The sequence below is a fragment of the bacterium genome, assembly GCA_016786595.1.
In the GTDB taxonomy this organism is placed as follows: Bacteria; Bdellovibrionota_C; UBA2361; order SZUA-149; family JAEUWB01; genus JAEUWB01.
Map to the genome: position 1 here is coordinate 18,951 of JAEUWB010000037.1, position 13,758 is coordinate 32,708.

Below are 13,758 nucleotides of genomic sequence, written 5' to 3' on the forward strand. Positions count from 1 at the left end.
AAATATTTTATTATGTGGATTCGTTCTTCAGCTGCATTATCAGAGCATTGTTATCAAGTTACGACTCCCTTTTCGAGCCATTTACTAATTCACGATCAATCGACAGCATTAGTTGACTGTGGGGTATTCGCTGGCGGAAAAACACTTGTAGAAGAGATTCAAGCCGCATTAGGCACTGAGCGCACGCTCGATTATCTTTTATTGACGCATGCCCACTCCGATCACTGCGGCGGAGTATATCATTTAAAGCAAGCTTACCCTGCGCTAAAGATCTTAGCCTCACCAGCCACAGCAGATGAATTCGGGAAGAAACATTTTATTGAAGAGTGCTTAGCATTTAATCAATCAGTTTGTGGCGCGATTCAGAACTGCGATAGTAGCGACCTCGAGAAACTTTCTCCATCGCTTAAGGTCGATCAATTGATTCGTGACGGCGACTCAATGTCACTCGGCAGCGAGGTTGAAATTAAAGTGATTGGCTGCCCAGGACATACTGATGACTCGATTGCCTTTTTTATCCGCCCCGACATGGCAATCGCTGCAGGAGAAGCCTTAGGCTGGTACAACGGTCGTAATCAAGCTTTCCCCTGCTTTCTTTCAAGTTACCATGGGTATGTCATTAGCTTAGACCGCATTCTTAATCTTGAAGTGAAAGTCGTAAGCTTAGCTCACGCGGGGGCAATTACTGGTGACATGGCGATGAGCTACCTTAAGGAACTCCGTGATAGTTCGAAGGCATTCCACGAACTTATTCGTGAACGAATGAGTTTAGGCGCAACAGCACATGAAGTTGCAGAAACTTTAGCGCTAGAGTGGAAAGAGCAAGGCATTGCTCCTGAAGGCCCTTTTAGCGAAACCATGCGTAAAACTGTGCTGGAAATGGTGCGCGTGATTGCGGACGACCGCTAGGGCAGGCTCCGCAGTAATGAACACGCTCTGAGCGCTCTTGGTGAAATTTTTTCTTCGGTTGTACTCGGCCAGGCCATGCATAATAATTAAGTGAACGAACTGATACTGGCCTGCGTAGGCCCTCGAAAAACTTTCAGCAAGCATTCAACCGAGCTACTCTCGGCCTGAGACCTCGGCGTGAGTTCGGTCGAACGCTCGAGTCGAAGGCACGCCGAGGGCTCCACTCTGCGCTCCATTGAAGATACTTTAAACTCAAATAATCATAGTAAAACAACTAGTTGAAATTTATGCCGTGGGTGGATGGGGCCCTGGGTGGGGAGAGGTTTGAAGAAAGTAAAGCACAGCCCGAGCCGAATTGTTGGAAGCTAGCAGAACAGTTTGGCCGAGGGCGAGCCATTTCTGAAAACCTCTCTCCATCTAGGGCCCATAAGGATGGTGCTTAAAGGCTTTTATTTGCTGAGACACTTTTCGAGAGAGCGTAACAAAATGCCAGGCAGAGCTACCCTGATAAAGCCATACTTTCCCAGAAAATTTAATTTTTCGCGGCATATGATCGCTAACTTAAGCCGATGCTTTTAAACGCCATGGAAAAGTGAACTCATGAGTAGGCTTCAAATACTCACCCATGCGCCTGAAATTCTTTTAAAAACTGGTCGGTTTCGGCAATCGAAGTCTGCATTTGATGAATCAAATTCTCAATGCCTGATTCAATACTCTTGGCCTCGTCCTTAAGTGAACCAAGAGCCTGAGCATTAAGGTTATGCTTTAAGTAGAGCACGTGATCGCGAAACTGAGTAAGCACCGGCTGGAGATTTGCATAGGAGTCATTCAAAGCCTCATGCATATGCTCATATTTTTCTTGAGTGCTTTTTAGCTTAGCCAGGCTATCGTACTTCAATCCAGAATTTGCTATGGAATTGGCTTCACTACGCCATTCCTTGAATAAATCTTTAGCGATCTGATCCATGCTCTCGATGCGTGATTTAAGATCCCCGGATTGAGACTCACAATCGTCATACCTAGATTTGAGGCTGTCGTATTTTGTAGCTAAAGGCGTATGCACAGCTGTATACGTCACACGCAGCGTTGTCAGGGCATCCTGGAATTCTTTTTTAGTTTCTTGCTGTTCTGAGCGCGTTGCCGTGACGCGATCTTTTAATAAATCTCGCTTTTCTTTACCTAATTTTTCCCAAGTTGAGTAATAAATCGTTGAACAGCTTGTAAGATAGAACGTAAGGCAAGCGAGAGTAAAAACTGATTTTTTTTGCATATATTCTTATTTTAATTGGCAACTATAAAAATTAGACTGAGTGCCCACATAAATGTCGTTTAAGCTATAGTCTAAGCAATCAGTCTAATTGTCCAGTAAACTGATTTTATTGGACAAAATAAATGAATACCCGTGACGAAAGTTTCGTTAACTGAAAAAACTTTTGGCAACGGGTATAGCAGCTTGTAGATATTTATCGCAAGAAATACGCCAATTTCACTGTAATCCGACTTCATGCTATTGTCAGGAGCATGGAATTTATTAAGCAAACACTCACGCCTGATCAATCCAAGAAATTATTAGGCAACACTGCACATCCAGTATGGATTTATCTATATCAACACCCGCAGCATCAATGGGAATTTGCAATCGGAACACTTGCTGAACCGGGTTCCGAGAAATTTTCTCTGGGCGGTTTTCGCATCGTCCCCGTAGAACGTGCTGAAACAGCCGGTTTTAGCACAGCAACTGAGGCAGGAAGTTTAGCTCTCGGGATGGAGAAAAAAGTATATTGGTCCAAATTAGTCGAAGTTGCAGGACCTCGCGGACGCAGAGTGTTGCCGCGCGTCGTGGGTGGCAAATGCGTTTTAAAACCTTCCCGCGGCTACCGCGTTGGGGAATCAAATGATGAAGAGGCCTTGAATTTTGGCATCACCTGCCTGAAAGACTTTGAGCAAAGTGTTAAAGTCCATATCGTTACTGGACAAGATCTCGGACATGGAGTTCTTAGTAATGGCGATGAAACTTCACTTGAATTTTTGGGTAGGCATTTCCCAGGCTCAATTCTTGCTGACACTTCGAAACCTACCGGTGAGGGAAACTACTACGCACTCAAGGGCATGCTTGAGGGCTTCGGAATTGACGTTAAAAATGCTCGCGTGGGCATGATGGGCTGCGGTCATGTGGGCTCACAAGTTTTGCATAAACTGCGAGAAAAAGGTGCAAAGGTAAAAATTCTCGAATCTTCAGAACATAAAGTGCAGATGTTCTCACGTGATGGAATTAAAGCTTATTTACCAACTCATCAGGAAGATTTCTTGAGAGAGGATTTTGATGCTTTAGTTGTCAATGCTGTCGGAGGTTCGCTCAATGGAGTTACCGTTGAGCGAATTGTCAAGAATCCAGCAATTAAAGCAATCTGTGGATCTGAAAACCTCGCACTTGCTGACCCCAGTCTAGAACTAGAACTCCGTAAAGCCGAGAAATTATTTGCTCCAACTGAATGGGCGGGCATGATGGGATACTTAACGGCAGTCGAAGAAAGACTTTGTGCCTTGGAAAATGAGCCTTTTGATATCGAGGTGATGCTTGAAGAAGCGCACTTACTTAAAGAGAGTGCTGTGCGGGCCACGTCATATTGTATTGAGAAGAATTTCTCGATCTCATTTGATCAAGCACTGAAAACTCTTTTTCATCGCGAATAAAATACTAAACTGCCCTAGCGTTTTGTACGCCGACTATCACCTAGCTCATCCGGTATGTCATAAAGACAACTTCCAGGTCGCCCAAAGAGCAGTGCCCCGAGAACTTGATTGCCATTTTCATTGGAGCCAATTGTGCCTGAGCGCACGCCAATTCGCGGTAAAATTTGCAAACTATTACCTAAGCTCGACACCACCCGCCACAACTCAGAGTAATTTTCAGGCGTAACGCGATCATCAGCATTGGAAACGAGGTGAGTAATTTCTGTTTTAAGGAATTTTTCTAACGAAACTTTCAGATCCGGGCTAAGTGGATTATCCCCTGCCCCGTTAGGGAACAATTCCTTACTTATTGGAATAATCGCTGACTGCGACTCAAAAACTGCACGCGCAATGCGCTCTGGGTGAGCAAGTGCCATGCGTTCGACAAACTCGCCACCTTGCTCACGGCCAAACCAATATACTTCTCGGGATTGGATTTTTAAGTTTGTAGCAAGATAATCAATCAATTCCAGCAAAATTAGATCAGATCTCCTCCCCTGAAGATTAAACTGATCATACTCGGGAAACTGGACCACATCATACGCCGGCACAAGTAGCGTCAGATGCAGTAACTGTGCAAGTGGAAGCAGTGCATCAAAATCACTTTCTGCCTGAAGTTGATAATCATGGATATAAACTAACAACTTTGGCCACGCGCCTCCAACACGTTTTAATCCCGGATAATAGAGATAATATTTTAAGCCCTTGTAATAGAGCTCAAGTTTACGGCTTTCGGCAAAGTTCGAATCAACCTTTTCAATGTTAATTTCATTTTTTGCCCAGCGCATGGCCCAATTAGCAACACTAATTGCAGTCTGATCGAGGCCCTTAAATGATGTTTGCAAGGCATAAATCGCTTCGGGTGTCCCGATTCGACCAAGCGCAGATGTTGCACGTTTGCGCAACTCCAACGGAGTAGACTGATTCCTGATAATCTGAGTCAACAGAGGAATCACTGAAGCGTGCGCTAAATAGCCGTAACTTTCTGTCACTGCAATCTTGATTGGCAAAGCTCCATGGTCATAAGCAAAACGTAAAGTATCAACTGCCAATCGACTACGGGAGCGTCCCAGCACATCAATTAATACCTTCTCAGAATCAGGAAAAAGTCCGCCTTTTTTTAAAAACGAACTAATCGCCTCAAGATCCTGCAAGGTAAAATTAGCCTTAATTTCCATGCCCGCGCGGATTCGCATTGCGAGATCTTCAGCTTTTAATTCCTCAAGTAGAACGCTGATTGCTCTACCCTGCTTCTGGGCAGACTCTTGGGCGAAACCCTTATCGCAAGCCAAGCCTAACACGAGCAGTATTGTAAGTGTGAGGAATAATGATCTCATAGTTCTTCCCTATTAAAAATCTCCGGTAATAATTTTCAGGCTGCGAGCAAGCTCACGTAAATTTTCATTTAATCTGGGTCCAAGAGTAGAAACTACTTTTGCCGCCAAAAATGAAGCAAGCTTTGCCGAATCTTGCAAACTAGAGGAGTGAGAAATGCCATAGAGAAATGCGCCAGCATACATGTCTCCTGCGCCAGTTAGGTCAATTGCCTTGGCCGTAACGGCTGCTTGTTTGTGAGTTTCTCCCTGGTAGCGGATCAGTGAACCTTCGGCTCCAAGGGTCATAACTACATTGGGAACTTGATTGCATAGGACTTGGAAAGCCTGATCGCGGTTTGTTGTTTTGGCAAAGGCGCAAGCTTCCGTATGGTTTGCAAAAACCAGGTCAGTCCCCTGCAGACAAGCCTCGAGGGCTGGCCTAAAATGCTCAACAATAAAAGCATCAGAAAGTGTTAAGGCCACTTTCGCTCCATGTTTTTTTGCATACTGAAGCGCTTTAAGTGCAGCCCTTGATCCAGAATCTGATGACAATGGATAGCCTTCTAAGTAAACCCAGCTTGAATGTTGAATCGTCTCCTCATCAACATCTTGCTCATCAAGTTCAGCACTCACACCAAGATTTGTGTTCATTGTGCGTTCAGCATCTTCGGAGATAAGAATTAAACAAGTCCCGGTAATTTTACCTTCACGTCGTGCATTGGGAGTTAAGATGCCGAGTTCTTGCATTTCGCTTTGATAGCGATGGCCAAAGACATCGTCAGCCACAAGACAGCCATAAGCTGTACTTGCGCCAAGCCCAGCAAGGGCAATAATTGTGTTCGCCGCAGACCCCCCCGAAGCATAATGTGCTTCTTTATCGGCGAAAAAATCAAAAATGCGCATTTGGCTTTCTGCATCAACAAGTTGCATGCCCCCTTTACGCAACTTTAATAACTCCAAGTCACTGGTGGAAACTCGTAATTGAATATCCATTAAGGCATTACCGAGGCCGTAAACATCAAATTTTTTCTTCATTTTGCACTTTTCATTGTGATCATCTTAAGCTGAAGTGATACACTTTCTTTGCAGCATAAAGAAGACAATAAATGTCAGAACAAAGCCACGATCATCACGGAATCCTTAGAAAATTCTTGGCCATACGTGAATTTGAGCTATTTTTCTCAGCTTTACACGCAGCAATATCCCATCAGCGCAAGCCTAGCGTTAATCGAACGACGGTGCTTTTTGCCATTGCAATTGCCCTCTTGCCCTTATTGATCAGTCTATTAAGTAGCTATACAGAGCAATCTGGATTTCGTGATTTGCCTGCGATTGTGGTTGGCATTGCTGCCTTATTTGGCATTCTAGTTCGAGCGCGACATGGCTTTGGAGCTTTAGTCTCGATGCCGCGAAAACGCGCGATCAAATTAACTCATATTGGCTTTGCTTTGGGCTGCATCCCGGCAGTGATTGTTTTAGTTTACTTCCCAGAATTACTGGCTGAACGGAAGGAAGCATTTGCTCAAGCTGCAACAGCTTCTCCAAAATCATACCTACAAAAGGTCATCGCGATCTCAAGCTTTATTTTGCTTGTTTCACTTTGGGCTGCTGCCACGGAAGAATTAATTTTTCGCGGCATGTTAGTTAGTACAATCCGACGTTGGGAGGGCATCAAAAACCATTTGCTGCGTGATTGCGTTGCGGTTTTATTGAGTGCAATGCTTTTCGGAGCTGCCCACGTAGCAACTTGGGGTCTTGGCGCAGCGTTGGTTTTAACCGGAATCGGCATTGGGTTTGCACTTGGGTATATTGCCAATGGTGAAAGACTGGGGATTACGATTTTTTACCACTTTGTCTTTGATGTGCTGAGTATTTCAGTTGCTTTGCTAGCTTGAGATTTAGAAAGACCCTCAAATCATTACGTATCACTAAGTCTAAGCCTTATTCAGGGCAAAGCTTTTTGAGATCGATCTGCAAGGGTAGCAATTGATTTGAGTTTACAGAATTTTTCTTAATTTCCTCAATTCGATCATTCGTGACGGGATGGGTGCTAAACAGTGCAAGTTCATTACTTTTAATTTCGTCGGCCATCATTTTTTCAAAAAACTCTGTTGCGCCATTAAGCCCGCCGTAAACCTTAGCGACCAAATCAATCGAAATCTTATCAGCGGCCTGCTCCTGTGTGCGGTTAAATTTACGAGCAATGAGCTTTTGTGGTAGCGCAAATGCAGCAAGCGCAACTGCATCAAGCCCTGCCAGTTTCAGCGCTGCCGAAGCTCCGAGAGCAAAGCCAATACCCGAGAGATGGTGCCGATGGTGGAAATGTCCATATTCGTGACCTAAAACAAAGGCTAAAGCATTTTCTGTGCTAACTAGCTTTAACAATCCGCTAGTCACGACAATTGTGTTGCCAGGAAAGGCAAAGGCGTTAGGTTGCTCTTCACAAAGTATAGATACTTTATATTTTTTGGATGCTGCTCCGATTAATTTACCTAGTATTTTATCTGCCTCTGGTAACACCGCGTCGTGCGGAAAACTAAAACTTGAAAAAATTTTTGCCTCATATTCAGGGCCAATCGCCAATAAAAGTTTTTCCCCAATTGCACCAAAGATAAAGACCAACCCACAGGCAAAAACAATTGCAGCGGTAACGAGCGTAATAAAATTACGTAGCGGATGCTCGATATCGTAATTTATTTTCTCAACTTCCTGCTTAGGAATGTATTTCATTATTTAAGGGCTGTGGCGACAGCAAGAATCTCTACCCCGAGCTGATCAAGGGCTGATGACTCAAGGCGGAAATGCACGATTTCCTTAGCGCCCCAAGCGCGCGCTTGCTCTTTCATCCGGATCACAGCTTCGCGCCGGGCGCGATCCATCAGCGATTCGTAGCTATTAAGTTTTCCGCCAACCATTGTCTTTAAGCCAGCAACGAAAGTCTTAAAGTAGTCATTGGCAATTACAACCGATCCGCTGACTAATTTCGCTTCGTGATAGTCGCGATCTAAAGCTTGATCAGCGCGTAACGGGATGTAAATCAGTTGTTTTTCGCGCTCAATAATACTTTTGAAGTGTTTTTTTTCGTTTCTTGATCCAAAGAAAAAACCAAGCAACAGTAAAACCGCAGTAACGATGAGTTGAAAGAGATCTTCCATGATTTACTTTACCTCCAGCAACTAAAAATTATTCCACTCGTACTGCTGTGCCATAAGCAAAAACTTCTGCTGCACCAGCTGCAACATCGCTTGTAGCAAAGCGAATTCCAATCACTGCGTTAGCTCCCTTAGCTTGAGCCTGTTGTTGCAAACGATTTAGTGCTTCATTGCGCGTTTCTTCCATCAATTCCGTATAAGCTTTAAGCTCACCGCCAAAAATATTTTTTATTCCAGAAAACATATCTTTGCCGAAATGCTTGGAGCGGACAGTACTGCCGCTGACTATTCCATAGTGCTCAATAATGTTTCGATTAGGAATTTGATTGATTGTCGTAAGAATCATAGACGCTTGCCTCGTTAAAGTGATGCCCCTACATAACATGGAAAAGTGGTTTGAAATACAGGAAATTTAGTGCCACTCTGCCAGCCGCAAAGGGCCGGAGCAGCACTAAGCAGAATTAGCTATTTCTGCCGCGGAAAAATTTAGCAATTGACCCGACTACTTTTTCTAGCTGGGCTTGGCTTAGCTCAGGATAAATCGGTAAAGCTAGTGTCTCTTCTGCTGCTTTTTCGCTCTCTGGGAAATCCCCTACTTGATAACCCAGATAACTAAAGCATTCTTGTAAATGCAGTGGCACAGGATAGTAAACTTCGCAGCCTACTTGCTCGGCCTGTAAAAATTTTAGTAACGCATCCCGTTCTGGTGTGCGCACTACGAATTGATTGTAAATGTGTCGAGCATTTTTGACTTCAACTGGCAGGCTCAGAATTGATGCTAAACCAGCTTCAGAAAATAGTTGACGGTATTTTGCGGCGTTGTTTTGGCGTGCCGCGCTCCATTGATCGAGATACTTAAGCTTAACTTCGAGCACCGCCGCTTGCAGGGCATCAATGCGGAAATTCCCTCCAATCAATTGGTGAAAATATTTGGGTTGCATTCCATGCACGCGAAGGATTTTCATTTTCTCAAAGAGCTGCTGGTCATTCGTAGTCACCATTCCAGCATCACCAAATGCGCCTAGGTTCTTGGAAGGAAAAAAACTAAAACAGCCAATCTCACCAATACTTCCGGCGCGCTTTCCCTCGCTCTCGGCACCAATCGCTTGCGCAGCATCTTCAATCACAACAAGCTTAAAACGTCTTGCAATTTCATTGATTGCGGTTAAATCTGCACACTGTCCGTATAAGTGCACAGGCATAATCGCCTTAGTGCGAGTTGTAATTTTAGATTCAATCTGCGCCGGATCGAGATTAAACGAAACAGGATCGATATCAACAAAAACTGGCTCAGCACCAGTGCGAGCAATTGACCCGCCAGTTGCAAAAAACGTATAGGGACTAGTGATCACCTCATCCCCAACACCAATGTCTAATGCCATCAATCCTAACAATAACGCATCTGTCCCGGATGAAACACCAAGTGCATACTTAGTGTGGCAATACTTTGCAGCGGCAGCTTCAAAGCTTTCGACATCAGGCCCGAGAATAAATTTCTGGGAATCGCAAATTCTTCTAATAACTGGCTCAATCTCTTCACGAAGTGTTTGGTACTGGGCGACAAGATCTAGAAGTGGGACAGTAATATTCATAAACAACTTGTGTAAAAATTATCAACAAAGTTTCGGGAGCTTAGCTTAAATTGTGTATAATTGTAAAGTAACCCTGAGCATTACCCAAGTAAGTAACACTGTGTTATTTGATGAATAGAATCAACAGCGATGAAGATAGATACTTTCAAATTTTCAGTGAAAATTACGTTAATCTGCACAATTCTAGCAAGCGCAATGCTTTGGGCGGCAAGCTGGCAGTGGTCGCGCTATCATGAAAAGCTGGAGCTACTTGCTTCCTACGAAAAAAACTCGACTGAGAAACCAATTCAATTTAACCCGCAAGCCTTGGATCCAACAACAATTAATCAAATTTTAAATCGAAAAGTTTATTTAAAAGGACGCTACGATTTTTCACGGCAAGTTATTGTGACAAATCGCAAACATCGCAGTGGGCCAGGTCATTGGTTAGTTACGCCCTTTAAGATTGCTGCCACGGAGGAATATATTTTAGTCAGCCGTGGATTTATTCCCTTTGCTGATTTAACTAAAAAGAGCTGGGAGAAATATAATTTCACTGCGAACGAAGAATTAGTTGCGGTTGTAAAAAAGACGAATAATCAGCTTTTTCTCGGACCAAAAAACCCAGCGACAGGCCCGAATCTACCCTTTCAATATAAATTCTTTTTCCCAGAGGTTGCTAAAATTTCTGCACAGTTACCCTACCCGGTAATTCAGCCAATATTTCTACAACGAGTAGGCGCGCCCGAACAGGGAGAGTTTCCTGCGCAATCGATTTCGATTGAAGTTCCACCTTCGACTCATTTCGGCTATACCATCGAGTGGTCACTGCTGGCTTTGGTGACTGTCGTCCTAGGTTTTATGCTTCAAGCTTATCCGGGACTTTTTACAAGAAAGGCATTATATTTAAGCGAATGAAAATCTCACTCCATACGTTTGTCCTCTCAGCTTGCGTTACCTTCTTTGCCTGCACGGCAAAGAACCCAAAAGCAGACTCTCAACTGTTAAACCAACTTCCACAAGACTATGAACAAGCACCGAGCGATGTTCCGCGGTCTGATGTAGATTTGGTCGCCTGGTGGAAAACATTTAATGACCCGCTTTTAACGTCTTTAGTCGAGCGTGCTGTTTTACAAAACCATGATTTAAGAATCGCAATCGAGCGCGTCGAACAAGTTCTTGCAGATAAGCGCATCGCGCGGGCACATCTATTCCCGACAATCTCAATTCAAGGTGGCTATGAAAAGAGTAAGGCTTCTCGAGGGACGCTCTTTGTGGCACCACCAATTCTTGAAGACCCAGTCTCAGAATCATACTTGGCAGGACTAAATTTTGACTGGGAAATTGATCTCTTTGGCCGCGTTCGTAATGAATTTAGAGCAGCTCGTGCGAGTGCGCAAGCTGTAGACGAAGCGCGTCGTGGTGTTCTCATCAGTTTAATCGCTGAAGTAGTGCGCACCTACGCAGAGCTACGAGCAAACCAGATTCGCCTAAACTTAGCGCGCGAGAATATTTTAGCCCTCGAAGAGTCGGTTGAAGTTATTCGCACTCGTCAGCAAGCGGGGCTTTCTTCGGAGTTAGACCTGGCACGCGCTGAAACTGAGCTTTCCACTGAAAAGTCAGTGCTGCCAACTTGGGAAGCGCAAGTTGCACAGAATATGCATCGTCTGAGTGTGCTGCTTGGTCAAATGCCAAACTCCTTGGCAAGTGAACTAATGAACCCCACAGCAATTCCACAAGGTCAGTTTGTGACTGGAACTGGAATACCTGCTGACTTATTAAAGCGTCGCCCTGATATTCGCCAGGCTGATTTTGAACTTGCTGCTCAAGTCGCTAGCGCAGGTGCGGCCAAGGCAGATTTTTTCCCAACGATTTCTTTAACCGGCTCGCTTGGTCGCAGTAGTATTGACTATGACACGCTCAATGACAGCACCAGTCAATTTTGGTCCTTTGGCCCACAGCTACGTTGGCCAATTTTTAGTGGCGGCAAATTGTTAGCAAATATTCGTAAGCAAAATTCGAAGTTAAATCAAGCAATGCTTCAGTATGAGCAAGTTGTCATTCGTGGACTTGAAGAAACTGAAAATACCTTAATCAATCTCAGGAAAGAGGGTGAACGGCGTGCACAACTTGAACACAGTTTTCAAACAAGTAAACACGCACTAAGTCTAGCAGAAGAGCAGTACGAGTATGGATTGATCGATTTACTTGCAGTGATTGATGCGCGTAGAAAATTTGTTACCGTGCAAGACCAACTTCAAGTCAGTAAGGCACAAGAAACGCAGCATCTAGTCATGCTCTATAAAGCTCTGGGTGGGGGTTGGGAGCAATTTGAGCAGGCGAAGGAGGCTGTTTTAAATAATCTGTGAAAATAGAGTAGGCTTTCACCTTGGCTCCTTTCACTGATGGTTGCATAACAAAATAATCCTTGCATATGTGCCAAGTTTAAGCTAAAATCTTGGCACATGTACCCTAGATTATGTAACCCTCTATTATCTAAAAGCTTTTTTCTGTTTGGAGCCAGAGGAACAGGGAAGACAAAGCTTTTACAGCAATTGTTTCAGGATCAACAAACATTGTGGATTGATCTTCTGCAAGAAGGCGCTTTGCTAAATTTTACTCAAAATCCTAGTCAACTCAGACATCAGTTAGCGGCACAAGGACCAAATACAAAATGGGTTGTGATCGATGAAGTTCAACGTGTTCCAGCTTTGTTAAATGAAGTTCACTCGTTAATTGAAGACAAATCGCTTAACTTTGCCCTGACTGGTTCGAGTGCGAGAAAGCTTAGGCGCGGTCAGGCAAATTTACTTGCTGGAAGAGCGCTGGTTAATAATTTATTTCCTCTGACACAGTTAGAGCTAGGCCATGATTTTCAGCTGGAATCAGCTTTACGCTGGGGCACACTTCCGGGAGTGATCACGGAAAAAGATGAGTCAGTCAGAGCAGAAATCCTCAAGTCCTATGTTCACGTCTATCTTAAGGAAGAAATCAGAGAGGAGCAAATCATTCGTAGTTTAGATCCATTCACTAGATTTCTAGAAGCCGCAGCCCAATCAAATGGAACAATCGTTAACTTATCTAAATTAGGCCGTGAAGCGAATACTGACGCCAAAAGTATCGCTAGGTATTTCCAAATTTTAGAAGATACGTTACTTGGATTTTTCGTTGATCCTTACCATCGATCAATCAGAAAGCAGCAGCGCAAACAGGCAAAATTTTATCTTTTCGACTTGGGAGTCAAAAGAACCTTAGATGGCACGCTCAAGATTCCATTATCAAAAAATACCTATGATTATGGAAAGCTCTTTGAGCAATTTATTATTTTAGAAGTCCTGCGCCTGAATTCGTATTTTCGTTCAGATTATAAGATCTACTATCTTAAGACTGACAATCAATTAGAGATTGATTTAATTTTGGAACGTAAAGGCGATGCAACTTGGGTGATTGAAATCAAGTCCGCAGAAAGACCTGACCTGACAGAAGTCAGCAAGTTAATGCAATTAGCAAAAGATATCCCTCATGCTCGAGCAGCGATTTTTTGTCAGACAACAATACTGCAAAAGATCGATTCCGTTGAGATCTTTCCATGGCAAGAAGGCTTAGAAGCTATTTTTAAATAATATTTAAAAATAGAGTCGACCTAGGAACGGAAGTGAAAACCGTAAGATCAACTCAATCTTACAATGCAGGGGATTCCAGAAGGCATCCTTACACCGAGCGGCCACTGACGTGCCGCTCAGAAGATTCGCTGTCACGAGTGCTTTCAGAATGCATGATTACACCATTTCGTTGGCTGGTATTGCATTAGCAGATAGGTGTCACGAGTGCTTTCAGAAGGCATGATTACACCCTGAACCTGTGAGTCTTTACGCGCGCTTAAAGGGTGTCACGAGTGCTTTCAGAAGGCATGATTACACCAGATGCCAGCTAACTGGCTGAAATCGATTGTATTTTCTGATGCTTCGTGGATTGTATACAATAACTGCATACCTTTTTACTCGTGTGACGTGGTGTCGACCTGCGCTAGGCAAGTCTTTCTAAGCCCTTTCAGTAGCACGAATGCCACCTGATTCA

The 13,758-nt window shown here is 43.9% G+C and carries 13 protein-coding genes; 6 read left to right on the plus strand and 7 right to left on the minus strand.

All coding sequences use genetic code 11. The features are described 5' to 3' along the window. Window positions 1-12: 12 nt before the first annotated feature. Entirely contained in the window at window positions 13-909 is an 897-nt protein-coding gene (locus JNK13_05850; protein ID MBL7662259.1) for an MBL fold metallo-hydrolase, read from the plus strand. A 619-nt stretch (window positions 910-1,528) separates the two neighbouring features. Here JNK13_05850 and JNK13_05855 read toward each other — a convergent pair. After that, the gene (locus JNK13_05855; GenBank protein MBL7662260.1) at window positions 1,529-2,179 is read right to left on the minus strand and encodes a DUF2959 family protein; all 651 of its coding nucleotides are present in this window, start codon (window positions 2,177-2,179) and stop codon (window positions 1,529-1,531) included. 251 nt (window positions 2,180-2,430) lie between these two features. On the opposite strand from JNK13_05855, the gene JNK13_05860 reads away from it, so the two are divergent. Next, entirely contained in the window at window positions 2,431-3,603 is a 1,173-nt protein-coding gene (locus JNK13_05860) for a hypothetical protein (GenBank protein ID MBL7662261.1), read from the plus strand. 14 nt (window positions 3,604-3,617) lie between these two features. Here the strand turns inward: JNK13_05860 and JNK13_05865 are convergent, their stop codons facing one another. Next, window positions 3,618-4,979: a hypothetical protein gene (locus JNK13_05865; GenBank protein ID MBL7662262.1), complete on the minus strand. Its 1,362-nt coding sequence runs from the start codon at window positions 4,977-4,979 to the stop codon at window positions 3,618-3,620. 12 nt (window positions 4,980-4,991) lie between these two features. After that, the gene (locus JNK13_05870) at window positions 4,992-5,993 is read right to left on the minus strand and encodes an adenosine kinase (protein ID MBL7662263.1); all 1,002 of its coding nucleotides are present in this window, start codon (window positions 5,991-5,993) and stop codon (window positions 4,992-4,994) included. A 71-nt stretch (window positions 5,994-6,064) separates the two neighbouring features. Here JNK13_05870 and JNK13_05875 point away from each other — a divergent pair, with 71 nt between their 5' ends. Next, a complete protein-coding gene (locus JNK13_05875; GenBank protein ID MBL7662264.1) occupies window positions 6,065-6,853 on the plus strand; it encodes a CPBP family intramembrane metalloprotease in 789 nt (262 codons plus the stop codon). A 46-nt stretch (window positions 6,854-6,899) separates the two neighbouring features. On the opposite strand, the gene JNK13_05880 is transcribed toward JNK13_05875, so the two are convergent. The 4 genes from JNK13_05880 to JNK13_05895 form a co-directional block, all read right to left on the minus strand. Next, the gene (locus tag JNK13_05880; protein MBL7662265.1) at window positions 6,900-7,688 is read right to left on the minus strand and encodes a M48 family metallopeptidase; all 789 of its coding nucleotides are present in this window, start codon (window positions 7,686-7,688) and stop codon (window positions 6,900-6,902) included. Continuing rightward, window positions 7,688-8,113, minus strand: coding sequence for a heavy metal-binding domain-containing protein (locus tag JNK13_05885; GenBank protein MBL7662266.1), 426 nt, complete (start codon window positions 8,111-8,113; stop codon window positions 7,688-7,690). The genes JNK13_05880 and JNK13_05885 overlap by 1 nt, the downstream gene beginning before the upstream one ends. Before the next feature lie 28 nt (window positions 8,114-8,141). Continuing rightward, entirely contained in the window at window positions 8,142-8,456 is a 315-nt protein-coding gene (locus tag JNK13_05890; protein MBL7662267.1) for a YbjQ family protein, read from the minus strand. Window positions 8,457-8,571: 115 nt separating this feature from the next. Beyond that, window positions 8,572-9,696, minus strand: coding sequence for a DegT/DnrJ/EryC1/StrS family aminotransferase (locus JNK13_05895; protein MBL7662268.1), 1,125 nt, complete (start codon window positions 9,694-9,696; stop codon window positions 8,572-8,574). Window positions 9,697-9,831: 135 nt separating this feature from the next. Between JNK13_05895 and JNK13_05900 the strand changes: the two genes are divergently transcribed. From JNK13_05900 to JNK13_05910, 3 genes are all read left to right on the plus strand, one after another. Further along, a complete protein-coding gene (locus tag JNK13_05900) occupies window positions 9,832-10,599 on the plus strand; it encodes an SURF1 family protein (protein ID MBL7662269.1) in 768 nt (255 codons plus the stop codon). Then, the gene (locus JNK13_05905) at window positions 10,596-12,050 is read left to right on the plus strand and encodes an efflux transporter outer membrane subunit (protein MBL7662270.1); all 1,455 of its coding nucleotides are present in this window, start codon (window positions 10,596-10,598) and stop codon (window positions 12,048-12,050) included. The genes JNK13_05900 and JNK13_05905 overlap by 4 nt, the downstream gene beginning before the upstream one ends. A gap of 96 nt (window positions 12,051-12,146) precedes the next feature. Next, window positions 12,147-13,304: an ATP-binding protein gene (locus tag JNK13_05910; GenBank protein MBL7662271.1), complete on the plus strand. Its 1,158-nt coding sequence runs from the start codon at window positions 12,147-12,149 to the stop codon at window positions 13,302-13,304. The last annotated feature ends 454 nt before the right edge of the window (window positions 13,305-13,758 follow it).

Excerpts from the sequence above, each read along its gene's own strand:
- JNK13_05850 (MBL7662259.1), top strand. The coding sequence starts at position 13 with ATGTGGATTCGTTCTTCAGCTGCATTATCAGAGCATTGTTATCAAGTT.
- JNK13_05855 (MBL7662260.1), bottom strand. The coding sequence starts at position 2,179 with ATGCAAAAAAAATCAGTTTTTACTCTCGCTTGCCTTACGTTCTATCTT.
- JNK13_05860 (MBL7662261.1), top strand. The coding sequence starts at position 2,431 with ATGGAATTTATTAAGCAAACACTCACGCCTGATCAATCCAAGAAATTA.
- JNK13_05865 (MBL7662262.1), bottom strand. The coding sequence starts at position 4,979 with ATGAGATCATTATTCCTCACACTTACAATACTGCTCGTGTTAGGCTTG.
- JNK13_05870 (MBL7662263.1), bottom strand. The coding sequence starts at position 5,993 with ATGAAGAAAAAATTTGATGTTTACGGCCTCGGTAATGCCTTAATGGAT.
- JNK13_05875 (MBL7662264.1), top strand. The coding sequence starts at position 6,065 with ATGTCAGAACAAAGCCACGATCATCACGGAATCCTTAGAAAATTCTTG.
- JNK13_05880 (MBL7662265.1), bottom strand. The coding sequence starts at position 7,688 with ATGAAATACATTCCTAAGCAGGAAGTTGAGAAAATAAATTACGATATC.
- JNK13_05885 (MBL7662266.1), bottom strand. The coding sequence starts at position 8,113 with ATGGAAGATCTCTTTCAACTCATCGTTACTGCGGTTTTACTGTTGCTT.
- JNK13_05890 (MBL7662267.1), bottom strand. The coding sequence starts at position 8,456 with ATGATTCTTACGACAATCAATCAAATTCCTAATCGAAACATTATTGAG.
- JNK13_05900 (MBL7662269.1), top strand. The coding sequence starts at position 9,832 with ATGAAGATAGATACTTTCAAATTTTCAGTGAAAATTACGTTAATCTGC.
- JNK13_05905 (MBL7662270.1), top strand. The coding sequence starts at position 10,596 with ATGAAAATCTCACTCCATACGTTTGTCCTCTCAGCTTGCGTTACCTTC.
- JNK13_05910 (MBL7662271.1), top strand. The coding sequence starts at position 12,147 with ATGTACCCTAGATTATGTAACCCTCTATTATCTAAAAGCTTTTTTCTG.